General features: G+C 48.9%; 24 protein-coding genes. 18 read left to right on the forward strand and 6 right to left on the reverse strand.

From position 1 onward, the window contains the following. Positions 1 to 57 precede the first annotated feature (57 nt). From Q1B04_RS02455 to Q1B04_RS02495, 9 genes are all read left to right on the forward strand, one after another. Positions 58 to 729 (forward strand): RluA family pseudouridine synthase, encoded by a 672-nt coding sequence (locus Q1B04_RS02455; protein WP_299755125.1) that lies wholly within the window; start codon positions 58 to 60, stop codon positions 727 to 729. A gap of 168 nt (positions 730 to 897) precedes the next feature. Continuing rightward, positions 898 to 1,662 (forward strand): acyl-CoA desaturase, encoded by a 765-nt coding sequence (locus Q1B04_RS02460; RefSeq protein WP_299755127.1) that lies wholly within the window; start codon positions 898 to 900, stop codon positions 1,660 to 1,662. A 123-nt stretch (positions 1,663 to 1,785) separates the two neighbouring features. Continuing rightward, on the forward strand, positions 1,786 to 2,274 hold the full coding sequence (locus Q1B04_RS02465) for a hypothetical protein (RefSeq protein WP_299755129.1): 489 nt from the start codon (positions 1,786 to 1,788) through the stop codon (positions 2,272 to 2,274). 190 nt (positions 2,275 to 2,464) lie between these two features. After that, the gene (locus Q1B04_RS02470; protein ID WP_299755131.1) at positions 2,465 to 3,007 is read left to right on the forward strand and encodes a 30S ribosomal protein S16; all 543 of its coding nucleotides are present in this window, start codon (positions 2,465 to 2,467) and stop codon (positions 3,005 to 3,007) included. Between the two features lie 11 nt (positions 3,008 to 3,018). Continuing rightward, a complete protein-coding gene (gene rimM / locus Q1B04_RS02475) occupies positions 3,019 to 3,603 on the forward strand; it encodes a ribosome maturation factor RimM (protein WP_299755134.1) in 585 nt (194 codons plus the stop codon). After that, positions 3,603 to 4,283, forward strand: coding sequence for a tRNA (guanosine(37)-N1)-methyltransferase TrmD (gene trmD / locus Q1B04_RS02480; protein ID WP_299755136.1), 681 nt, complete (start codon positions 3,603 to 3,605; stop codon positions 4,281 to 4,283). Before rimM ends, trmD begins: the two co-directional genes overlap by 1 nt. Positions 4,284 to 4,450: 167 nt before the next feature. Beyond that, on the forward strand, positions 4,451 to 4,804 hold the full coding sequence (rplS, locus tag Q1B04_RS02485; RefSeq protein WP_299755139.1) for a 50S ribosomal protein L19: 354 nt from the start codon (positions 4,451 to 4,453) through the stop codon (positions 4,802 to 4,804). A 109-nt stretch (positions 4,805 to 4,913) separates the two neighbouring features. Beyond that, on the forward strand, positions 4,914 to 5,543 hold the full coding sequence (locus Q1B04_RS02490; RefSeq protein ID WP_299755141.1) for an inorganic diphosphatase: 630 nt from the start codon (positions 4,914 to 4,916) through the stop codon (positions 5,541 to 5,543). 159 nt (positions 5,544 to 5,702) lie between these two features. After that, positions 5,703 to 6,668, forward strand: coding sequence for a hypothetical protein (locus tag Q1B04_RS02495; protein ID WP_299755144.1), 966 nt, complete (start codon positions 5,703 to 5,705; stop codon positions 6,666 to 6,668). A 52-nt stretch (positions 6,669 to 6,720) separates the two neighbouring features. On the opposite strand, the gene Q1B04_RS02500 is transcribed toward Q1B04_RS02495, so the two are convergent. Then, positions 6,721 to 7,461 (reverse strand): DNA repair ATPase, encoded by a 741-nt coding sequence (locus tag Q1B04_RS02500; protein WP_299755147.1) that lies wholly within the window; start codon positions 7,459 to 7,461, stop codon positions 6,721 to 6,723. A gap of 171 nt (positions 7,462 to 7,632) precedes the next feature. Between Q1B04_RS02500 and Q1B04_RS02505 the strand changes: the two genes are divergently transcribed. The 3 genes from Q1B04_RS02505 to Q1B04_RS02515 all read left to right on the forward strand — a co-directional run bounded on the left by Q1B04_RS02505 (position 7,633) and on the right by Q1B04_RS02515 (position 9,728). After that, positions 7,633 to 8,040, forward strand: a complete 408-nt coding sequence (locus tag Q1B04_RS02505; protein ID WP_299755150.1) for a 6-carboxytetrahydropterin synthase — start codon at positions 7,633 to 7,635, stop codon at positions 8,038 to 8,040. Next, positions 8,003 to 8,698, forward strand: a complete 696-nt coding sequence (gene folE / locus Q1B04_RS02510) for a GTP cyclohydrolase I FolE (protein WP_299755152.1) — start codon at positions 8,003 to 8,005, stop codon at positions 8,696 to 8,698. Before Q1B04_RS02505 ends, folE begins: the two co-directional genes overlap by 38 nt. Before the next feature lie 112 nt (positions 8,699 to 8,810). Continuing rightward, positions 8,811 to 9,728, forward strand: a complete 918-nt coding sequence (locus Q1B04_RS02515) for a TIGR01777 family oxidoreductase (RefSeq protein ID WP_299755154.1) — start codon at positions 8,811 to 8,813, stop codon at positions 9,726 to 9,728. Between the two features lie 64 nt (positions 9,729 to 9,792). On the opposite strand, the gene Q1B04_RS02520 is transcribed toward Q1B04_RS02515, so the two are convergent. Continuing rightward, complete coding sequence (locus Q1B04_RS02520) at positions 9,793 to 12,123, reverse strand: transglycosylase domain-containing protein (protein ID WP_299755156.1); 2,331 nt, start codon at positions 12,121 to 12,123, stop codon at positions 9,793 to 9,795. 193 nt (positions 12,124 to 12,316) lie between these two features. Here Q1B04_RS02520 and Q1B04_RS02525 point away from each other — a divergent pair, with 193 nt between their 5' ends. From Q1B04_RS02525 to Q1B04_RS02540, 4 genes are all read left to right on the forward strand, one after another. Next, positions 12,317 to 12,820, forward strand: a complete 504-nt coding sequence (locus Q1B04_RS02525; protein WP_299755158.1) for a hypothetical protein — start codon at positions 12,317 to 12,319, stop codon at positions 12,818 to 12,820. 130 nt (positions 12,821 to 12,950) lie between these two features. After that, positions 12,951 to 13,739 carry a class I SAM-dependent methyltransferase gene (locus Q1B04_RS02530; RefSeq protein WP_299755161.1) on the forward strand — a complete coding sequence of 263 codons (789 nt, stop codon included), beginning with the start codon at positions 12,951 to 12,953 and terminating at the stop codon, positions 13,737 to 13,739. 72 nt (positions 13,740 to 13,811) lie between these two features. Continuing rightward, entirely contained in the window at positions 13,812 to 14,690 is an 879-nt protein-coding gene (locus tag Q1B04_RS02535; RefSeq protein ID WP_299755163.1) for a UbiA family prenyltransferase, read from the forward strand. 51 nt (positions 14,691 to 14,741) lie between these two features. Continuing rightward, positions 14,742 to 15,215 (forward strand): DUF6789 family protein, encoded by a 474-nt coding sequence (locus Q1B04_RS02540; protein ID WP_299755165.1) that lies wholly within the window; start codon positions 14,742 to 14,744, stop codon positions 15,213 to 15,215. A 655-nt stretch (positions 15,216 to 15,870) separates the two neighbouring features. Here the strand turns inward: Q1B04_RS02540 and rho are convergent. Beyond that, complete coding sequence (gene rho, locus Q1B04_RS02545) at positions 15,871 to 17,661, reverse strand: transcription termination factor Rho (RefSeq protein WP_299755168.1); 1,791 nt, start codon at positions 17,659 to 17,661, stop codon at positions 15,871 to 15,873. 286 nt (positions 17,662 to 17,947) lie between these two features. Here rho and serS point away from each other — a divergent pair, with 286 nt between their 5' ends. Further along, positions 17,948 to 19,222: a serine--tRNA ligase gene (serS, locus tag Q1B04_RS02550; protein WP_299755171.1), complete on the forward strand. Its 1,275-nt coding sequence runs from the start codon at positions 17,948 to 17,950 to the stop codon at positions 19,220 to 19,222. A gap of 80 nt (positions 19,223 to 19,302) precedes the next feature. Here the strand turns inward: serS and Q1B04_RS02555 are convergent, their stop codons facing one another. From Q1B04_RS02555 to polX, 3 genes are all read right to left on the reverse strand, one after another. Beyond that, complete coding sequence (locus tag Q1B04_RS02555) at positions 19,303 to 19,707, reverse strand: hypothetical protein (RefSeq protein ID WP_299755173.1); 405 nt, start codon at positions 19,705 to 19,707, stop codon at positions 19,303 to 19,305. Beyond that, positions 19,707 to 20,687, reverse strand: coding sequence for a glycosyltransferase family 9 protein (locus tag Q1B04_RS02560; protein ID WP_299755175.1), 981 nt, complete (start codon positions 20,685 to 20,687; stop codon positions 19,707 to 19,709). Before Q1B04_RS02560 ends, Q1B04_RS02555 begins: the two co-directional genes overlap by 1 nt. 126 nt (positions 20,688 to 20,813) lie before the next feature. Next, positions 20,814 to 22,517, reverse strand: a complete 1,704-nt coding sequence (gene polX, locus Q1B04_RS02565) for a DNA polymerase/3'-5' exonuclease PolX (protein WP_299755177.1) — start codon at positions 22,515 to 22,517, stop codon at positions 20,814 to 20,816. Positions 22,518 to 22,721: 204 nt separating this feature from the next. Here polX and Q1B04_RS02570 point away from each other — a divergent pair, with 204 nt between their 5' ends. Then, positions 22,722 to 23,114: a hypothetical protein gene (locus Q1B04_RS02570; protein ID WP_299755179.1), complete on the forward strand. Its 393-nt coding sequence runs from the start codon at positions 22,722 to 22,724 to the stop codon at positions 23,112 to 23,114. The last annotated feature ends 26 nt before the right edge of the window (positions 23,115 to 23,140 follow it).

Below are 23,140 nucleotides of genomic sequence, written 5' to 3' on the forward strand. Positions count from 1 at the left end.
CTATGATCTCCTTATCCTCAGCTATACTTTATCCTTTTTCCGCCCCGAATTATACTTATGCTTTTAGATGTTCTTTTTGAGGATAACCATGTGCTGGTGGTGAACAAGCCTGCAGGCTTGCTGGTGCATGGCGATGAGACCGGAGATGCAACACTGGCTGACCTGGCGAAGGAATATATTAGAGAGAAGTATAACAAGCCCGGCAATGTATTTATCGGTGTGGTGCACCGCCTCGATAGGCCAGTGAGCGGAGTGGTACTTTTGGCTAAAACTTCCAAAGCACTTACACGCCTCAATGAGCTTTTCCGGAGCAAAAAGACTACCAAAACCTACTGGGCCGTGGTGCAGAACCGGCCAAAGCAGGAACAGGGCAACTTGGTGCACTGGCTGGTAAAAGACAGCTCGCGCAACATAACAAAGGCTTTTGCTAAAGAGAATGCTGCCGGTGCCCGGTCCGAACTTAACTACAAACTGCTAAGCAATAAGCAGGGCAAATGCCTGCTGGAGGTAAACCCCATAACCGGCAGGCCGCACCAGATAAGAGTGCAGCTATCCTCGATGCGCTGCCCCATTTTAGGTGATTTAAAGTATGGCGCAGCTCAGCCTTTGCCCGATAAAAGTATAGCCTTGCATGCGCGGCAGCTACAATTCGACCACCCTACCCTGAAAACTCCGGTGATTGTAAGCGCCCCTCTCCCACCTACAGATGTTTGGACACCGTTCCGGTAGAATTTCCGGTCAGCTACAACGAATGATTTTCGTCATTTTTCTGAACTTTTCATTAGGCATATCTATTTTACTATAAATTCGTGTTGTAGCTTTGCACTATAAGTGGCAAGGTTATCGCGTGCCACCTATCGCATAAGTATATTAACACCTTATTTACCAGATACATTAATGGCAATACTCATCTTTTTCGTGGTGCACTGGTACCTGTCTCTGTTCGTACAGACCTTTTTCCTGCACCGCTACGCAGCACACAAAATGTTTACCATGAACCCATTCTGGGAGAAAGCATTTTACCTGCTCACCTATATCGCGCAGGGCTCTTCGTTCCTGTCGCCGCGCGCCTATGCAATTCTGCACCGCATGCACCACGCGTTCTCCGACACGGAGCGCGACCCGCACTCGCCGCACTTCTCTAACAATGCCTTCACGATGATGTGGAAGACGAAAGAGATCTACAATAACGTGCTTAACCATCGTGTGGAGCCGGAGCGCCGCTTTGATGGTGACTACCCGGTATGGCCGGTTCTCGAGAAGATTGGGGATTCGAAGGTTTCCCGTGTTGGCTGGGGCGTAGCCTATGTGTTGTTCTACATCGCTTTTGCCACGCAGTGGTGGATGTTCCTGCTGCTGCCGCTTCACTTCCTGATGGGCCCAATACACGGGGCCATCGTAAACTGGAGCGGCCACAAGTATGGCTACCAGAACTTCGATAACAACGATAAGTCCAGAAATTCGCTTTTCTTCGACTTCCTGACGGGCGGTGAGCTGTTCCAGAACAACCACCACAAACTGCCTAACCGCGTGAACTTCGGTGTGAAGTGGTGGGAGTTTGACCCAACCTGGCCGGTGATATGGACGCTGGACAAGCTGAGCATCATCAAGCTGAAGCCCGTGAAGGTGAAAGCTGAGAAAAGAGCTAAAGTAGCTGCTTAAGCATCTACAAGTATAAAAAAAGCCCTCCCGAAACGGAGGGCTTTTTTTATTTGCAAAAGAATCAATTGCACGAAGTATAGTTTTTTTTATATTTAAGCAATATTATACTTTAACTATTTTACTATGAAAAACATACTATACATCCTGCTTCTGCTCCCACTGTGCCTGGCTTGTAAGAAAGAGCCTATTGGGGAGCCCCTTTTTCAAAACCACTTCATCAATTTCGTAGATGCGTCCGGACAGAACCTGTTCGAGAGCGGCAAAATCAATACAGCTAACTTTTACTACGAATCAGGTGACATCATCTCGACATGGGACGAAATAATGGCATACAAGAGTGAAACTATTGCTCCGGAGGTAATTAGGTCAACTGCACCTGAGTATCAGGAGACCGTTTCTGCTATGCTAAACAATGACTTCTTATTGTTCGAATCTTGGCAAGGCAACCTGGAAAAGGAGCGGGTGATTTCTATCAATGATAAAACCTATACATTCAGGTATTCGCTCAAAGACGGCTTTTTCAAAACGGCCAAAAGCTGCAGTTTAAAACCGATGTTATTGATGAACATGATATATACCTGCACCACATTGTGCTGGAAGAGTATTAACTAAGTTCTTCCGTGGCACGAAAGACAGAGAAAGCCCTCCCAAACGGAGGGCTTTTTTCTTGCTTCATACTTCCTCCTAAACCTCAGAGAATTAATAAATAACAAAGGGCTGTAGATAATCAGAAATTATTTACCTAATTTTGCGGTTCTAAACAGGCGGACGGGTTCCGCCGACTGAAAAAACACATTATAAAATGGCAGTAAAAATCAGACTGGCCCGCAGAGGCCGCAAGAAAGCCGCTATCTACGATATCGTAGTAGCAGACGCTCGTTCACCACGTGATGGTAAGTTTATCGAGAAACTGGGTACTTACAACCCAAACTCTAACCCAGCCTTTATCGACTTCAACGAAGATAAGGCATTCCAGTGGGTTATGAACGGTGCGCAGCCAACTGACACCGTAAAAGCAATGCTTTCTTACAGAGGCATCCTTTTCAAGAAGCACCTGCAGGTAGGTGTAGCGAAAGGTGCTATCACTCAGGAGACTGCTGATGCTCGTTTTAACGAGTGGAAAGAAGCTAAAGAGGCGAAGATCGAAGAGAAACGTCAGAAACTGGGCTCTGAGAAAGAAGCCAAGCGTGCGACTGCTCTTGAGGCTGAGCGTAAAGTTAAAGAGGCTCGTGCAGAGGCTATCCGTCAGCGTGACGCTGAGAAAGCTGCTGCTAACGCTCCTGCTGAAGAGGCTACTGAAGCCCCTGCTGAAGGTGGCGAAGAGTCTACTGAAGAGCAAGCATAATTCGGTGTGCCATGCATGTTGATGAATGCTTTCTATTAGGCTATATCGTCAAAACCCATGGCACGAAGGGGCAAGTAGTCGCGTTTTTTGACGTAGACTTCCCTGAAGATTATGAAGATCTGGAATCAGTTTTCCTTGAGCAAAAAGGAAGACTGATTCCTTTTTTTATAACGACCATGGAGCCTGTGCAGAAAGGCCGCTTTATTATCAAGTTCGAAGACATCAATACCATAGAACAGGCCGAAGCGCTGCGCAACACATCCATTTACTTACCCCTGGACGAGCTGCCGGAGTTGGAAGAAGGCCAGTTCTACTTCCATGACGTAATCGGCTACCAGGTGGTAGATGAGCAGCATGGAGCGCTGGGTACCGTAAAAGAATTTTACGACCTGCCGCAGCAGCAGCTTATGGTAATGGACTACCTGGACCAGGAAATGCTGGTGCCGGTAATGGACGAGATCTTCCTGCGTGCCGACCATGAGGCCAAGCAACTGCACCTGAGCCTGCCGGAAGGCCTGCTGGAAGTGTACACGCAGCCATCTGGCCCCGACGAAGCCGACGATATTGACGAAGACACCGAAGAGGAGGAAAAATAATGCGTTTTGACATTATCACCTGTCAGCCGGACCTGCTGGATAGCCCCTTCAGCCACTCTATTTTGAAACGGGCACAGCAAAAAGGCCTGGTAGAGATTCACATCCACGACCTGCGCCAATATGCTGTAAATAAGCACGGTCAGATTGACGACTACGCTTTTGGAGGCGGTGCCGGCATGGTGATGATGATCGAGCCGATTGATAAGTGTATTTCGGAGCTGCAGGCCGCGCGGAAGTATGATGCCATCATCTATATGACACCGGACGGACAGACGCTGAACCAGGGCACTGTAAATCAGTTCTCGCTGATGGAGAACGTGATTATACTTTGCGGCCACTACAAAGGCGTGGATGAGCGGGTGCGGCAGCATTACGTAACGCACGAGATCAGCATCGGGGATTATGTGCTTTCGGGCGGAGAACTTGGCGCAGCCGTTTTGGCAGACGCGATTATCCGCATTATTCCGGGAGTACTGAACGATGAGACCTCAGCGCTGACAGATTCCTTTCAGGACGGTTTGCTGGCTCCGCCCGTATTTACCCGACCTGCCGAGTACAAAGGCATGAAGGTACCGGACATCCTGATGTCTGGCGATACACCGAAGATTGAGCAGTGGCGCTTTGAGCAAGCCGTGGAGCGCACAAAACAGCGCCGCCCGGATCTCCTGAACGAAGAGTAACTCCTCAGGACAGGTCGCTAAACAATAATAAAATGCCATAAGCAATAATTAGCTGAATGGCCCACGAGATTTAGATTTTTTTTCTGCAAATGTTCTTATGTAATAAATATTTACATATCTTTGCAGTCCGAATTTTGAAGAAGATACTTTAAGAGAACATAGCCATCATGAGCGAACTAATTAAATTCATAGAGCAGGAATATACTGACAAGCGCGCCTCATTCCCAGTTTTTCAGGCGGGTGATACTGTAAACGTACACGTTAAAATCCGTGAGGGTAACAAAGAGCGTGTTCAGCAATTCCAAGGTGTTGTGATTCAGCGTAAGAACGTGAACACAAACGGTGAAACGTTCACAGTAAGAAAAGTATCTAACCAGATTGGCTTAGAGCGTATCTTCCCACTTCTTTCTCCATCTATCGAGAAAATTGAGCTGGTAAGAAGAGGTAGAGTAAGAAGAGCAAGACTGTACTACCTGAGAGGACTTCAGGGCAAGGCTGCTCGTATCAAGGAAAGAAGATAAGAATACCTGTTTTCATAAGTTTTCCATAGTTTTAGTGAAAAAGGAGCCGATACCCTCGGCTCCTTTTTTGTGTTTATACTTTTGTAATTGCCTCTTACATATACTTTACATGCATCTGCCACTGCTTATATTTGCAAGTATAAACCAAAGCCTCCGCAACATGATCCGTCCTACTTTATACTTCTTACTGCTGCTCACCCTCGCCTCCTGCAAAACGGACTATACTAGTTTGCCCACCTACTCCCCAAACAAGCAACTGCAGGCAGTAATAGAGACTCCGGCCGGCAACACACGCCGACTAGTGTATAATAAAGAAAGCCAGGACTTTGTGCCGGATCTGAATGCGGGACTTGAGCGAGAAGTAGGGTTTCTGCCTTATCCTGGCAACTTAGGCTTTATCCCCTCCACAGAAATTGACAAAAACGGCAAAGGCTTGGAAGTGTTGGTGCTGGCGGAGCGGCGGGAGCCCGGCACAGAGATGGAGGTAATTCCGGTAGGCCTGATGCAACTGGAGAATAACGGAGAATTGCGGCATATTGTAGTTGCTGTACCGTCGCGGCCCAGCGAGCGCAGGATCGATGCTATCAACTATGAAAGCTTCAGCAAAAACTACCCAGGTGCCAAGGCCATACTTCAAATCTGGTTCTCTAACTATAATAAGTCAGCTAACACAAAATTTGTTGGTTGGCGCGACGAAAAATTCGCTGAGAAAGAGGTACAACGCTGGATGAGGCTATAGGCACGTAATCGAAATTTCCCCAAGTATGATTTTTATACAAAAAAGCACAAACCAATCCTGTAAATATATTTATACACAACAATAGAAAGTTACAACAAACAAAATGTTAAGCTGTATACTTAGCTAGAGCAATTCTATTTAACTATACCATATAAACTTATGAAAACAAATGTATTAGTAACAACCGCATTAACTTTGCTTGCTGGTGGTGCTGCAGCAGCTCAGGGTAATTATTCAGACATTCTGCAGGATGGTACGAACAACGAAGCAACCATACAGCAAAACGGCGCTAACAACAGCGCTACAATTCAGCAGACTGGAGGCTTTGACAGATTAACGGAAGATAACAAAGCGGCTATCACTCAAACAGGTACCAGCAATACTGCCAGCCAAGTACAGAATTTCGGGACCGTGAATAGTACTGTAAGTATAACCCAGGATGGCGATGCCAACGTGGCGACGCAGGTTTACACATATTCCCCGAATCAAAGCGCTGAAATTGAACAGTATGGCAGTGGCAACTCCGCATCACAAGAATCTATGATGAGTTTGGTTATGTTGTCAGATAACACGGCTTATATCTACCAATCAGGTAATGGTAACATGGCTACCCAAAGCCAGGGAGGAGGCAGCGGCAACACAGCTTTAACAGAGCAGTATGGCTCAATGAACAGTGCCGTGCAGCAACAAAACGGGTTTACGAACTATGCAGAAGTTATACAGAACGGAAACAATAATTCTGCTCTGCAAACGCAATACGTATCCTCTAATGAAGCCATCATTTATCAGGAAGGGGACGGAAACGAACACAAACAGATACAGGATGGCCGAGGCAACCTAAATGCTGCATCAGCCACAGTAGTGGGCAACGGCAACTACGGCTATCAGTACCAGGGCAGCTTGCGCAACAATGCTGAGCTTATCCAAACCGGCGACAACAACTACGCCACATCAGACCAAAGCGGATACACCTTTTTTATGGAAGGTAATAACCAGAGCAGCAGCATACAGACCGGAAACTACAACACTGCTACTACTTTTCAGCTTGGCGCTGACCAAATCAGCACCATTACACAACTCGGGAACAGCAATGTGGCTACAGTAAATCAGATAGGGGAAGATTAATTTCTCATAAGAAAGGGAGCCGCTGCTGCGGCTCCCTTTTTTGCTATAGCTTTTACTTTACCTGCAGCAGCTTATTTCTCACCACATCCACGGCCTGCTTCATTTCCTGCACCCGCTGCCTGCTCAGCTCCTGCTTCTGCAGGTTTAGCTGCACCTCCTGCTCCAGTTGCTTCAGTTCTTCTGCGTTGCGTACCAGTTCGGCCTCCAGCTCTTGGCGGCGCTGCTTGTTGCGCTCAATGCTAAGTTGGATGCTGTTTGCCTCCTTTACCACGCGGTCTTGCTCAGTTTTAGTAGCCTGCAGCACTTGCTCAGCAGCGTTTATCTGCCGAAAAACATCGTCTCGGTACAATTTACGGGCAAAACCACGCATAAAATTCTCTGCGGCGGCATACTCTTTTGGCGTAGCAGCCCTGTTCAGGTAATCTGTGCCCAAATCCAGCGTCCACCATACATTGCTACCAGTGGCGTCGCTGTTAACAACGGATAGCAGGCGCATAGGTACCGCAGAAATTGTATCCAATTTAGCAGCTTCTACGGTTATTACACCTTTGCTAACCTTCACACGGCCTGCCTGCTGCCCCAGGTAATCCTTCCAGGAGCGCTCCACGGTTTTAGGGTCTAGCTGTACGGTTAGCTGCTGTCCGCGTCTTATAACGCCAAGTACCTCCTGCTCTACCTCTTTTACCTGCACCGACTGCGCCTGGCAGATGCCAGCCATCAATAATATAACGGCAAGTATAACTCCTCTCATACGGCTCTTGTTTTTGTACTCTAATAGGTTAGTCTGATACACGAAGTTAAAGAATAGGCGGCAGAAAGAGCGAAGGCAAAACGAATTAATTTAAGCCCTTTTTGGTTTGGGATTAGGGCTAGCTGCACTAACTTTGCAAACTTATGGCACTCGCAGTCAGAGGTGATCGGGTACAGAGCCAAACTTTACCGACCAACAGCTGTTAAAAGCACTATGAAAGTAACCGTTTGCCGCAAGGAGCACTTTAATGCCGCGCACAGATTACATAACCTCGCCTGGTCTGATGAGCAGAATTCTGAGGTTTTTGGTCTGTGCAACAATCCTAACTACCATGGGCATAATTATGAGCTGATCGTGAAGCTGACAGGCACTGTAGACCCGGACACCGGCTACGTGTATGACATGAAAAAGCTGAGCGACCTGGTGAAAAATGAGGTGGTGGAGAAGTTTGACCACCGGAACCTGAACCTGGACACCGAGGAGTTTAAGACCCTGAACCCCACCGCCGAAAACATTGCGGTGGTTATCTGGAACAAACTTCGCGATAAGATTAGCCCTGACTACGATTTAGCTGTAACACTGTATGAAACAGAAAGAAACTTTGTGGAATATAATGGATAACCACGACCTAGAGAACGAAGAGGCGATGGATGACCACGTAATGAGCTCTCTGGAGACCCCGTTGCGCGCTGATGCATTTGACCTATCGGATGACGAGAAGATTAAGATTATTGAGGGACATTTCCGAGAGATCATGCACACACTGGGCCTGGACCTGAAAGACGACAGCCTGAAAGGTACGCCGCATCGCGTGGCCAAGATGTATGTGAAAGAGATTTTCAGCGGATTGCACCCAAATAACAAGCCACAGGCGCGCCGCTTCGAGAACAAGTATAAGTATAACAAAATGCTGGTGGAGCGCGATATCACCGTGTACTCTTCCTGCGAGCATCATTTTGTGCCGATTATAGGCAAGGCGCATGTGGCGTACATCCCGAATGGGCATGTAATTGGCCTTTCTAAGCTGAACCGCATTGTGCAGTATTATGCCCGCCGCCCTCAGGTGCAGGAGCGTATGACCATGCAGATTGCCGATGAGCTGAAAAAAGCGCTGCAGACAGAGGATGTAGCTGTGCTGATTGAGGCGGATCACCTGTGCGTAATGAGCCGCGGTGTAAACGATGTGAGCAGCAGTACCATCACTGCTGAGTATTCCGGATTGTTTGAGCAGGAGCACTATCGCGCCGAGTTTTTAGGCCATATCCGCACCAAGCGCTAACCAACTGTATTCTCAGTAAGCTTCACTTCTTACATTCATAAGTAATATAAGAAAACTTAAATATACCTAAGTTGCGTATAGGTGAACTTACTGCGCAAACACATAAAAGCTTATGCCAGGAAAAATACTCATTACAGGAGGTTCCGGTTTAGTAGGAATGCGACTATCGGAAATGCTGATAGACCAAGGCTATGAAGTAGCCCACCTTAGCCGCAACCCGGACAAGGTGTCTACCTACAAAACCTTTAAATGGGACATCAAGGCAGGATATATTGACGAGAACGCCATCACCTACGCCGATTACATCATTAATCTGGCCGGTGCCAGCGTAGCCTCCGAAAAATGGACTGAGGACCGTAAAAAGGAACTTCTGAACAGCCGTGTGGATAGTATACTCCTGCTCCACAAGTGCCTGAGCAAATCCGAACACCACGTAAAAGGCTTTATTTCGTCTTCTGCCATAGGCATTTACGGCGATTCCGGCGACCAGCTGATGTCGGAGGAAAGCACTTACGCCGATGATTTTCTGGCTGAAGTATGCCAGCAGTGGGAAGCCGCCGCTTGGCAAATGCGCGACCTGAACCTGCGCACGGTTATTTTTAGACTTGGCATTGTGCTGAGTGTGAAGGGCGGTGCGCTGCCTCAAATGGCTAAACCAGTAAAAATGATGGCAGGCGCTCCGTTAGGCAGCGGAAAGCAGTACATGTCTTGGGTGCATATAGATGATGCCTGCCGCCTGTTTATCCGGGCTATTGAGGATACTCAGTTTGAAGGTGTTTACAATGCCGTAGCTCCTCACCCAGTTACCAATAAGGAATTTACCAAAGAGTTGGCTGAGGCGATGAAAAAACCCTTGGTACTACCTAAAGTACCTGCCTTTGCCATTAACCTGATGATGGGCGAAATGAGTGAGGTTATACTTGCCAGCCAACGTGTTAGCTCTAATAAGGTACTGCACACCGGCTTTACGTTTGAGTATAACTATCTGGAAGATGCGCTAGAGTCTTTTTACGAAGAAGAAAAGGATTAATAATCTCAACTATAAACAAGAAGGGCAGGGCCAGCTAAGTATAGCTGGCCCTTCTTGTTTACCACTACAGTATATCTCCCATATTCAGCAGATCCAGAATAGAATCCATCTGGGTAGAGTCTGGCATGGTTTGCCTTGGCAGCACGGTGGTGCAGTTATACTTCTTAGAGATTTTTACGGTTGGCTGCGGAAAGCGCCCCATAGTATAATCCAACTCTTTATCCTGGTAGAGGCGCTCCATGTATAAACCGTAAACCGGAAGGGCTGTTTTGGATCCTTCGCCAAGCTGTGAGGTGCGGAAGTGGATGCTGCGGTCTTCGCCACCTACCCACACCCCTGTCACCAGGTCTTTGGTTACGCCCATAAACCAACCATCGGAGTGGTTAGAGGTAGTGCCTGTTTTGCCGCCTATCTCGTTTCCTTTCCAAAGGTCATACTCCCAAAGCGCCTGCGACGTGCCTCCCGGCTCCTCCATCCCCCCTTTTAGCATGTGCATCATCAGGAAAGCCGTTTCCTCGCTCAGCACCTTTTTCTGCTTTGGCGTAAACTGGTGCAGCAAGTTGCCGTTCTGGTCTTCTATGCGGGTAATGAACATCGGCTCCGTATGAAATCCCTGGTTCGGGAAGGTGCTGTAAGCTCCCACCATCTCAAAAACAGACACATCGCTTGGCCCTAATCCGATAGACGGCACCTCCTGAAGAGGACTATTAATGCCGAGCATATGCGCATACTTCACTACAGTTTCCCAGCCGATGCGCTCTGTAAGCTGTGCCGTAACAGAGTTTACTGATTTACCCATAGCCCGCCGGAGTGTCATGGGGGCACCTGTATATTCCCAATCCGCGTTGGTAGGCGACCAGCTTTTCTTCTCCCCCTTCTCCACATAGTTTATGGTGATGCGCTTGTCCACAATTTTATCGCAGGGCGAGTAGCCGTTGTCAATGGCGGCTACATATACAAATGGCTTGAAGGTAGAACCCGGTTGGCGTCGCGCTTGCTTTACGTGGTCATACTTAAAGTATTTAAAGTTGATGCCGCCTACCCACGCTTTGATGTGTCCTGTAAAAGGATCCATGGTCATCATGCCGCCATGCAAGAAGTGCTTGTAGTAAGCCAGTGAGTCCAGGGGGCTAATTGTCACGGTTTTCTCCAGTGAGTCGTTCTCCCAGGTAAATACTTTCATCTCACGCGGACGGTTCAGCTCTTTGTTTATGGCTGCCGTGTCATCGCCATACTTCTTTTTGAGCCTACGGTAATAAGCTGTGCGTTTGATTGTTTCCTCAATAAAGTTGGGTATCTCCCGGTTATTCTCATCCACCCAGGGGTTTTTGCCCTCCCAATGGTTATCGAAGCGGCGCTGAAGTTTGCGCATTTGCTCCTCCATGGAGGCCTCGGCGTGCGCCTGCATCCTAGAGTCAATAGTGGTATATACCCGTAGGCCGTCGCGGTACAGGTCGTAGCCATTCTCTTTACACCACTCCTGCAGGTAATCGGCCACTGCGCCCCTAAAATAAGTAGCAGGGCCGTCGTAATGGTTCTCCACACTGTAATCCAACACCAGCGGCAACTGGCTCAGCGAGTCTGCTTCTGCTTTTTTGAGGTAGTTATACTTTACCATTTGCCCCAGCACAGTATTGCGGCGGCGTGTGGCGTTTTCGGGGTTAAAGCGGGGGCTGTAATAAGTAGGTGCTTTCAGCAGGCCCACCAGCACAGCTGCCTGCTCTACCTTCAGGCTATCCGGGGAAGTATTGAAAAATGTTTTGGAGGCTACTTTTATACCAAACGAGTTTGATCCAAAATCCACGGTGTTCAGGTACATCGTCAGGATTTCCTCTTTGGTGTATCGCTGCTCCAGCTTAATGGCCGTTAGCCACTCTTTGGTTTTAGAGATAACAATATTGAGGCCCGGAATGTGGCCCAGCACACCTTTGGAGTCGTCGGTGCGGGTTTTGTACAGGTTTTTGGCCAGCTGCTGCGTAATGGTACTTGCGCCACGCGCCTCTCCCTGAAAGCTACCGTATACTGCCGACAGGATTGCCTGCGGGTCTATGCCGGCGTGTTCGTAAAAACGTATATCCTCTGTGGCAACGAGCGCCTGCACCAGCCGCGGCGACAGCTCTTTATAGTTCACCGGGCTGCGGTTCTCCCGAAAATACTTGCCAATCAGTTTACCGTCTGAAGTATAAAGCTCTGAGGCTTGATCAGAGCGTGGGTTCTCCAGTCTGTCGAGGCTTGGTGAGGCCCCAAACAGGTACAGGATATTATGCTCCACACTGAGCAGGTACACCACTACTACGGCAAGGCCTAAAAAAAAGGCCTTCCAGGTAAAACTAATCACCTTCCTCCACACAGATAATGTCTTGGGCTCTTGTACTTTCTCTTGCTCTTTCGGCATCTTTAGCAAACAGAAGCTGTTCTTGTTAAATTCATTTTCGCACTGCAAACAAAACGACTACAAAGATACTTTTTGTACACAACTTCCAAGGAGTTAGCCTGCATTACTTCGTAAATACTGTTAAAACAGCTATTCTTTGGCAGCCGATGGCTATATTTGTTACAGAAGATGCACTTTATACGTCTCTACTAACATGCAGAACATTCTACAACAGGCTTTTAACAGGATCATCGGGCTTCCGCTCAACAATACCACCCGCACCGAAACTGTGCAGTATTTCCATTTCGGCCATACCCACTATACAACACCGCAAGGCCTTGTGTTGGATGTAGGCGAGATGACGCTGGCCGTAAACTGCCCCTGGGAGCTGCAGATGCCGGATAGTGGAAAAATAAAACATAGCGATGTATACATCCGAAAGCGTGAAAGCGGCTTGCCAACACCTGTCTGGGACTGGAAAAAACCTGGCTCCAGCATGCTGGACCAGCGCCTGATGGAACTGATAAACGATAACCCTAACCTGATTGTAGAGCGTGCCGAAGAGCAGGACAATTTGGGCCTGATGCTATACTTTAGCGATGGCAGCACGCTCTCCATCATGCCCGACCCGACAGCAGCTTCCGATGAGTTTTGGCAGCTCTTTAGCAACACAGGCGACAACCTACGAGTGGGTGCCGGCAAAAACGGCCTGATTTAGGCGATGCGTTACTCCGCGTGCAGCTGCGGCTTATCTTCTACAGCCCTGCCGCAGCTGCACGTGCACAAGCTTATATGCTGCATTAGTAACTTTTAGCGCTTGTGAGCGGTACTTCAATAAAAAAAACTGTTTGAATATCCGCATCCAACTTTTCGAATTTGAGGACCAGCGCTGGTTTCCGCACGTCATCCGCCAGGGCATGATGGATTTTCTGCGCTTCATGATCACAAACCTGAGCGCGTACGAAGCTATACTACCACTGCTGCGGGAGCTACTGGAGCGCACTGACCAAAAGCAGATCACAGACCTTTGCTCAGGGGCCGGGGGCGGCATAGCTGCTTTAAGGCAGCAACTCAGCAGCCATATGGGCGTATCCGTGCATGTTACGCTCTCAGACCTCTACCCAAATATTGATGCCTATCAGTACCTCAGCAGCACCTCTTCCAGCACCATTGATTTTATACCTTCTCCCGTAGATGCCACCGCCGTACCTGACCATGTGAAAGGTGTCCGCACTATTTTCTCTTCTTTTCATCATTTTCCGCCACCTGCAGCCAAAGCTATACTTCAGGATGCCGCTGACAAGGGCGCTGCCATTGGTATTTTTGAAGGAGCTAAAAAAAGCTGGGGCGAAATGCTGCTCCTGTGGCTGATGTTTCCGCCTCTTATACTGCTGGTAACACCATTTATCCGACCGTTTAAGTTCAGCAGACTGTTTTTTACATATCTTATTCCGCTCATACCTTTGGGTATTATCTGGGATGGCACTGTATCGTTGCTGCGCATTTATACGCCGGCACAGCTGCAACGTATGGCATCGGAAATAAAAGCGCCTAACTACACCTGGCGCTCAGGCCGCGAAGGCAATGCCCCCGGCAAGTATGTTATCTACTTAATCGGGTACCCGGATCAGGCATAAACATTTCATACTGACTAAGAGTATCAAATTTCAAATTACGTAAAGCTTTTCAACAACTTAGCAACTCCTCTCTTGAAGCTAGCACAAAAGTATAGCAACGCACTTATACTAATGCGCATACCGTTTTCGGTGTACCTGATGCCTGTTTTCTGGTTTGCCCTCAGCACGCAGCCTCAGGTAGACTTTTTGCGGGCGGTTATCGTGTTTCTGGTATTGCATGTGCTGGTTTACCCTGCCAGCAACGGCTACAACTCCTACTACGACCGCGACGAAGGCAGTATTGGCGGGCTTAAGCATCCTCCAAAACCTAACCGCCAGCTTATGCACCTGGTGCTGCTGTTCGATGTGCTGGCTGTGTTACTGTCGCTTCTGCTTTCGCCTCTTTTTGCCAGCCTTGTGGCGCTGTACCTTTTCATCTCCAAGGCTTATAGTTACGAAGGTATACGCCTAAAGAAATACCCGATCCTGAGTACGTTTGTCGTTACGTTTTTTCAGGGCGCTTTTACTTACGTGATGGTGCAGGTGGGCGTAGGAATAGCTTTAGCACAGGTGCTGCAGCAGCCTAACATCTGGTTTGCGCTGGTAAGCACCTTATTTTTATGCGGCTCCTACCCTCTTACGCAAATATACCAGCACGAGGAAGACAGCCGCCGCGGCGACCGCACGCTTAGTCTGCTGCTCGGTGTAAAAGGAACGTACTTTTTCGCAGCCGTCAGCCTGATGGTGGGCGCGGCATTGCTGCTATGGCTATACTTTAGCACCGGCCAAGTATACAATATTTTAATCTTCCTGCTCTGCACGGCGCCTGTTTTATACTTCTTTACCGGCTGGGTTTTGCGTTCGCAACGTAACGCAGCGGAAGTTAACTATGACAACACCATGCGCATGAACAAGCTGTCGTCATTATGCATCAGCACGGCTTTTATATTGATGATGGCAGTAAGGATGTAGCCAACTTATACTTGATTTCGTAATATGGTGTAGCAAAAAAACGCAATGCCTATGAAACTTCTTGATGCTGTAGTGGCTGGAATAGCTGGCACTGCCGCCATGACTGCATTTCTCTACCTGCTTTCATATGCTACGCACCGCGTGATGAAGGTAATCAGGATTCTGGGCACTATGCTGCTGAACCGCACGCACCCTGATGGCAGCCTCTCAGAGTTAACAGGCACTAAAGTAGCCGGTACTATAGCACATTATGCCGTCGGAATTTTCTTTGCCGTTATTTATCTGGCGCTCTGGAGTTCAGGAGTTGGCGCACCCACTGCCTCCTGGGGGCTGCTATTTGGCCTGGCGCACGGGCTGGTGGCGATGGTTATCTGGTACTTCTTTTTCATGCTGCACCCCCGCCCCCCGCTTATCACTCTCAAATCATACCTTACCACTCTTATTTTCGCACATATTATATACGGCTTTATCATGACGTATACTTTCTACCTGCTGCTAAAGCCAGCGTATAGTTTTTGGTGGTGAGAAGGGAATTCTGCATCACCGGGTCTAACCACTCCTGCCCCTCCTTGTCAAAGGAGGGGAATTTTACCCCGCCCCAGCCCTCTCCTTTTATCGAGGGCTTCTATCCTCAAAACAGGAGAGGGAGTTTTATTTAAGCTCCGTCAGCAGTGGCTATCGAAAACAGATCCCAGCCTTTGGGTTGAGCGCCTTTGGAGTTTTTCGGTCCCGCAGGGATTGCAAAGCGACAGCGAGCAAAGAAAAGGTCTCAGCGCGATGCCCTTATCGAGGGCCCCTACCCCCGCCTCGAGGAAGCCAAAGCCAGAAATGAAACAAGCAGCTGGTAAAGCAGAGGATGAGCAGCAGCTAGCAAGTATAGCTTTTCTCCAGTTACAAGAAGCTTCGGCTATCCAAGTATGAATCGCCAAGTATAAATTATAGCCAAAGCACAAAGTATGGCTTTTCAAGCCAGTTGAGTTGCAAACTCAACTTCATATTAAGACACGAGTTAAAAACTCGCGCCAGCGGGGAACAAAGGGACAAGCTATAAAAAGCAACAGCTATCGAGTATAGTCTCATCCAAACTGCAGAATTCAAAAGGACAAAAGTATAAAGCAAAACAGCCTGCCAAACGCGAAGTCTGGCAGGCTGCAAGTATAAGTTAAGTTAACTACTAACCTTATCCGTTCATCGAGATCAGGAATTCTTCGTTGCTCTTGGTGCCTTTCATTCTCTCTTTCAGGAACTCCATAGCTTCGATTGAATTCATATCTGACATAAACTTGCGCAGGATCCAGATGCGGTTTAGTTCGTCTCTGTCCATCAGCAAGTCTTCGCGGCGTGTACCAGAGGCTGGCACGTCGATAGCCGGGTAAACTCTGCGGTTGGCCAGTTTACGATCCAGCTGCAGTTCCATGTTACCGGTACCTTTGAATTCTTCAAAAATCACCTCATCCATTTTAGAACCTGTGTCTATCAGGGCAGTGGCGATGATAGTTAGGGAGCCGCCGTTTTCTACGTTACGGGCAGCACCGAAGAAGCGCTTCGGCTTGTGTAGCGCGTTAGCATCCACACCACCCGACAGAATTTTACCAGACGAAGGCACTACAGTATTATAAGCACGGGCCAGTCGAGTGATAGAGTCTAGCAGAATAACCACATCGTGGCCACACTCTACCATGCGCTTAGCTTTATCCAATACAATGCTGGATACTTTTACGTGGCGGTCAGCGGTTTCATCGAATGTAGAGGCAATTACCTCCGCGTTTACGCTGCGGGCCATGTCCGTTACTTCCTCAGGGCGCTCGTCAATCAGCAAGATCATCAAGTATACTTCCGGATGATTCTCTGTGATGGCGTTTGCTATCTCCTTCAGCAACACTGTTTTACCAGTTTTAGGCTGTGCCACAATCATACCACGCTGGCCTTTACCAATAGGTGCAAAGAGGTCTAAAATACGGGTAGAAAGCTGGCTTGGGCGGGTTGTTAGTTTTAAACGCTCTTCCGGGAAAAGCGGTGTAAGGTGCTGGAACGGAATACGATCACGGATTTCTTCTGTAGTACGGCCGTTTACTGTCTCCACTTTTAACAGGGCAAAATACTTTTCGCCTTCTTTTGGCGGGCGGATCTGCCCTTTTACGGTATCTCCTGTTTTAAGGCCAAAAAGCTTAATCTGCGAAGGAGACACATAAATATCATCCGGAGAGGCCAGGTAGTTGTAATGTGTAGAGCGAAGGAAGCCATAGCCATCCTGCATCAGCTCCAGTACTCCCTCATTCAGGATAATACCGTCAAACTCTTTAAAGTTATTTGTAGTGGCAGCATTCTGCTGGCTGCTACGGCGCGTGTTATCACCACGGTCGCTGCTGCGGCTCTCTCTGCTGTCGTTGCCACGGTTATCGTTGCGGTTATCGCGGCTTTCGCGGTTGTCGCTGCGGTTTTCGTTTCCGCGGTTATCGTTTCCGCGGTTGTCGTTGCGGCTCTCTCTATCTCCTCTGTTATCGCTGCGGCTTTCGCGGGCTTCGCTGCGGTTCTCACGTGCGTCGTTACGATTTTCGCGTGCATCGCTGCGGTTTTCATCTCTGCTGTCGCGGCGAACGCGCTCACGGTTGTTCTGTGTGCCATGGTCCTTTACCGGAGCTTCAGTTGCTACTGCAGTTTGTGCTCTTTCGTCGGTTCGGGCAGCGGCCGCCGTGCGCTGGCGCTTTTCTTTAACTGGCGGTTGTGGCGCTTTCTCTTCTTCTACGGCAACTGCACTTTCAGCTGTTTCAACACTACCAGACGATTCGTTTTGAGCCACACGATTGTATTCTTTGGAGATTTTTTCAGGAGGGGTTACGGCTTGTTGATCCAGGATCTTATAGATGAGGTCTTGTTTGCTAAGCTTCTTAAAGTTTTTTACACCCAGTTGCTCAGCAATTTCTTTGAGTTCTGAAAGAAGCCTATCTTTCAATTCTTCAATTTTGTACATAAATAATGGTATGGTAGTTAACTTAACTTGCCAGGTTTCGCGGTGAGCGAACAAAGCGAGAGATTTCTTTTAAATCAGGAAAATAGAATAGGTTGCGAAAGAGTCAGATAGGCACGGGAAAATGGGCCTTCTTCAATTGTACCGCAATGTTATTGCAATGCCTTTTAATTAACAAATATTAGCGGTGGTTTTAGGTAAAAAGTTTCAAAAAATGTCTAAAAGATTTTGTAAAAGCCGCTAAATAGTTAAAAAGCTCTATTTTTGTGATTATACATTATACTTAACTATGCTACAGCTAACAGTTTTAAGAGAGCAGACCGAGCAGGTAATTGCAGGCCTGAACAAGAAAAACTACAAAAACGCGGCCGTGGAAGTTGCCGCTCTTCTGGAACTAGACCAACAGCGTCGCCAAATCCAGAACGAGCACGACTCGCTGCAGAGCCGCGCCAATGCTATCTCAAAAGAGATTGGCATGCTGATGAAGAACGGAGAGCGCGAGAAGGCCGATGCCGCCAAAGCCGAAACCTCCGAGCTAAAGCAGCAGACCAAATCCTTAGCTGAGCAACTCTCCTCTGTAGAAGACGAAATTCAGAAGGCCCTTTACAAGCTGCCTAACCTGCCGCACGAGAGCGTGCCGTTTGGCAAAAGCGCTGAAGATAACGAAGTAGTACTAGAGCACGGCGAAATTCCGCAGTTGCACGAAGGCGCGCAGCCCCACTGGGAGCTGATCCAAAAGTATGACATCATAGATTTTGAGCTGGGCAACAAGGTATCCGGTGCCGGTTTTCCGTTTTACAAGAAGCAGGGTGCCCGTTTACAGCGCGCGCTCATTAACTTCTTTTTAGACGAGGCCATGAAAGCCGGATACATGGAGGTGCAGCCACCGATTGTGGTAAACGAGGCTTCCGGGTACGGCACCGGTCAGTTGCCTGATAAGGATGGACAGATGTATCATGCCACGGCAGATAACCTGTACCTGATCCCGACGGCGGAGGTTCCTATTACGAACATGTACCGCGATGAAATCGTTCCGGTGGAAAAACTGCCGATCAAGAACACCGGCCACACGCCTTGCTTCCGCCGGGAGGCCGGCTCCTGGGGCGCCGATGTGCGCGGCCTGAACCGTTTGCACCAGTTCGATAAGGTGGAGATTGTGCAGGTAACGCTTCCGGAGAAGTCTTACGAGGCGCTGGAGGATATGAGCAGCTACATACAGGGGCTGTTGCAGAAACTGGAACTGCCTTACCGCGTGCTGCGCCTTTGCGGCGGCGACATGGGCTTTACCTCTGCCCTAACCTACGACATGGAAGTATTCTCTGCCGCGCAAAACCGCTGGCTGGAAGTAAGCTCCGCCTCTAACTTTGAGACCTACCAGGCCAACCGCCTGAAGCTGCGCTACAAAACCGAGAGTGGCAAAACACAGCTGCTGCATACGCTGAATGGCAGTGCCCTGGCCCTGCCACGCATTGTGGCGGCTATACTTGAGAATAACCAGACGCCAGATGGCATTAACATGCCAAAGGTGCTGCACCCATACTTAGGCTTTGAGAAGATCTCTTAGTTCAGAGAGATTATAGCTTCATAAACAGAAGGGCCGCTGATAACTCAGTGGCCCTTCTGTTTATACTTTATTCGTGTTACTTATTCTCCTCCGAACTGCTCCAGGTAAGCCTCGTACTGGCTTTTGAGTTTATACTTTTTGATCAGAATTTTAGGCTCGTCCATGTTCTCGGCTTGCAGGGTTTTCCCTTGCAGTAGCTGCATCAGCGCTTGCTCTTCATCCTCTGCGCCCATAATATCATCGTAATCCTGCATAAAGGCGGGCGTTAAAAGCAGCTTGTTTTTCTGGATCGCCACATAGCCAACCGACATCAGCTTTTCGAGCCCTTGCTCCAGTTCCTCATGCGTTAGTACGGTGCCATCCACAGCGTCGGCCATCAACAAGATTTCCTGCAACGGAGCACCTCCCTCACCGCCTGTGGCTAGTAGCAAAGCTTCGAGTAATTGTGCATCTGGCTTCTGCCATTCTAAGTTATACTTGGCCATTAGGTCATTTCTAAGTTATCAAACGAAATATCGCGCATGCATTTAAAATGCCCTTTGGGGCACTTGTTATAACCGATCTTGGAGCAAGGGCGGCAGCTGAGGCCCTGCACTTCCAGCACTTTATACTTTGTCCGGAACGGGTACATGCCAAACTCCGGAATAGTGTTACCCCACACGCTGATAATATCTTTACGGAAAGCGGCCGCAATATGCATCAGACCGGTATCATGGCTCACCACTTTGGTTGCCTGCCTCACCAACGAGGCAGAGCCGTTGAGGTTATACTTTCCGCAGGCGTTGTAGGTAATTGTTTGTTGCTTGTTGCTGCTGGTTAAGAAGTGAGCGGCAATTTCCTCACCGGCAGCTGCGTCTTCCTTTCCGCCCAAAAGTATAACAGGCTGCTGCAAGCGCTCGCACAGCTCAATAATGCGCTGGGTTGGCAGCCGCTTGGTATAATGCTGCGCACCAATGGCAAAAGCCACATAGCCATCCTGAAAACCAGCCGGCAACGTATGAACATCCACTTCGTCCTGCGCCGGAATAAAGTAATCTAAATCTTCTCCATCGTCTTTTACGCCAAGCGCAGCGGCAGCATCCAGGTAACGCTGCACGATGTGCACGTCGGGCAGGCGGTTGCGTTTAAAGTTCACCATCAGCCACTTCTCGTAGTTGAGCTTGTTGAAGCTGCGGTTCGGCTTGCCCAGCCTAGCCTTAATGATGCGGGTGCGCAGGTTGTTGTGCAGGTCCACCACGTAATCGAAGTTCTCTGCCTTCAGCTCCTGCACCAGGTCACCCAGTTTCTCGCCCAGCACATGCACCTTATCCACATAAGGGTTATGGGCAAGTATACTTTGGAAGGCTTTCTTGGTGCAAAAATGCACCTCCACCCCAGCCACCTGCTGCTTGATGCAGCGGATAACGGGCGTTGTCAGCACGATATCGCCGATGGATGAAAAACGAAGTATAAGAATTTTTGGCATGGTATACTTTAAGCAACACTGCCGCAAGCTTGCAGCTTGCGGCTCTACTTGAGGTAAGCTTTCAGCTTACAGATTCATGGTTATCAGTGATATTTCGCAAGCTAAAAGCTTGAAACAGTATGTGCTTTATTTAATTTTCTCTTTCCGCTCCCTGAAATACTTCTCCACTTTTTCCAACGGCTTGGCATTGAAAGTCATCTCTTTGGTAAGGCCTCCTTTTCTGCCAACCAGCACACCGTACTTCATGTCGGCGTAGCCGCTGGTATGGTGGGCATCCGGGTTTATACTTAACATCACGCCTTTTTCCAGCGCATACTGCACATGGCGCCAGTCTAAATCCAAGCGCCATGGGTTGGCGTTTATCTCGATGATGACGTTGTTGGCGGCGCAGGCATCAATCACCATTTTATGGTTAATCGGGTAGCCTTCGCGGCGCAGCAGCAGCCTGCCAGTTGGGTGGCCAAGTATAGTGGTGTAAGGATTCTCAATGGCGGTGATCAAGCGCGTGGTGGCCTTTTTCTCGTCCATGTTCAGGGTGCTGTGGATGCTGGCCACAATGAAGTCGAAGGTCTTCAGGATGTCCGTGTCATAATCCAGGGAGCCATCGCCCAGAATATCCGACTCAATGCCCTTAAAGATTTTGAACGGAGCTAACTTTTTATTGAGCTCGTCGATCTCTTTCTGCTGTCGCAGCACATCGCCCTCGCGCAAGCCACCGGCATAAGACGCGGTTTTGCTGTGGTCTGATATGCCCAGGTATTCGTAGCCTTCATCCTTTAAGAAAGTAGCCATTTGCTCCAGGGTATGCGCCCCGTCGGAGTAGGTGCTGTGGTTATGCAGACTGCCTTTCAGGTCAGCGAGTTCTAATAATGTAGGCAGCTTATTCTCCAGTGCCAGCGCCAGTTCGTTGGTGCCTTCGCGCAGCTCGGGCTCAATGTAGGCCATCCCCGCTGATTTGTAGATGTCCGCTTCGGAGGCATAAGCCTGCTCGCGTGCCACGGTTAGCAGGTTGGTGCTGCTGGTAAAAAACTGCGCCAGGTGCGCTGGGGCAGCCGAGTGCAGTAACACTTCGTTTGCAAAACGCTCCGGCGCAACCAGCTTAATTTCTACATCCAGCTTGCTTGCCGTGTGGCTGCCGCGCCAGGCAAACGGACCTGAGTTTCTCTCGTCTTCCTCCAGCTCCGGCATTTTATTCAGTGCAGCATGGATATTAACCGGATTTTCTGCGGCAATTATAAACTGCAAACTTTGCACGATCTCCATGCGGCGGCGCACCTCTCCCACCAGTTCCACTTGCGCCTCGGGTGCGGTATTTTTTATACTTTGCAGCAGGTCCAGGGCCATACTTTCAGCCTCGGCGTAAAGTAGTTTGCCACGGTTTTGCTGCGTAAAAAGGAGCGCCTGCTTTATATTCTCCTGCGTTTTTGCCCCGAAACCCTTCAGCTTGCTAACTTTATCCTGCTCGCAGGCTTCCAGCAGTTCTTCCACGGTTTCGGCGCCCAATTCTTTCCAGAGGTTGCGCACTTTTTTAGGGCCGATGCCTTTTATGCGAAGCATCTCCACCACGCCCTGCGGCGTTACCTCCAGCATCTGGTCCAGCTCGGCAAAAGAGCCTTTTTCGTTTATCTCGATTATTTTGGCGGCAATGCCTTTGCCCACACCCTGAATGCCTTCCAGCTGGGCTTGTGCCATACCTCCCAGCGGCTCCTCCACCAGCTCCAGCGCGCCCACAGCGTTGGTGTAAGACCTGATTTTGAAAGGGTTTTCATCATGCAGCTCCATCAGCTCTGCAGCCAGCTTAAACAGTTTTATGATCTTCTTATTTTCCAAAGCTTACGTCTTGTCTGTGTGCTACAAAGATAGGAAAAGCGGCCGAACCTTGGCAGCTGCTTCGGCCTGCTCTACCCGCTGCCACCATCTTCCGTAATAAAACATGGCAGTTACCAGCAGCTGCCAAGGCAGAATAGTTGTATGTTTATACTTACATATACCGTCGTTATTCCCTATCTTAGCACTAAAACCTGATTTACACTTATGAAATATATCTCTGTGCTTTGTATGTTCTGCCTGATTTTTATGGCGGCTACCTGCAAGAAAAATGATAGAGTGGCCGCACAGCTGGCCGGCAAAGTATGGCTGCACTCTTTTGAGGAAGACGAGGAAGGGCTGTGGGTATATCGTCCTAACACCTACGATTTCCCTCCTTCGCGTGGGCGCACTGGCTTCAGCCTGGAGCCGGGAGGCGTGTTTAAGCGCTTCGAAATTGCACCCGCCGATGGCCTGGAGGAAGAGCAAGGTGAGTGGGAGCAGCTAGAGAAAGACCTGGTGCAGATACGCATGACCCAGGGCAGCACACCTCCTGTCGATTACCGCATACAGATTGTGTCGTTGGACAAAGACCTCCTAAAGGTGAGAAGAATGGAATAACCAGCACAACAATCAGATATCAAAAA

Origin of the sequence: uncultured Pontibacter sp. (assembly GCF_947495565.1) — a bacterium.
Lineage (GTDB): Bacteria > Bacteroidota > Bacteroidia > Cytophagales > Hymenobacteraceae > Pontibacter.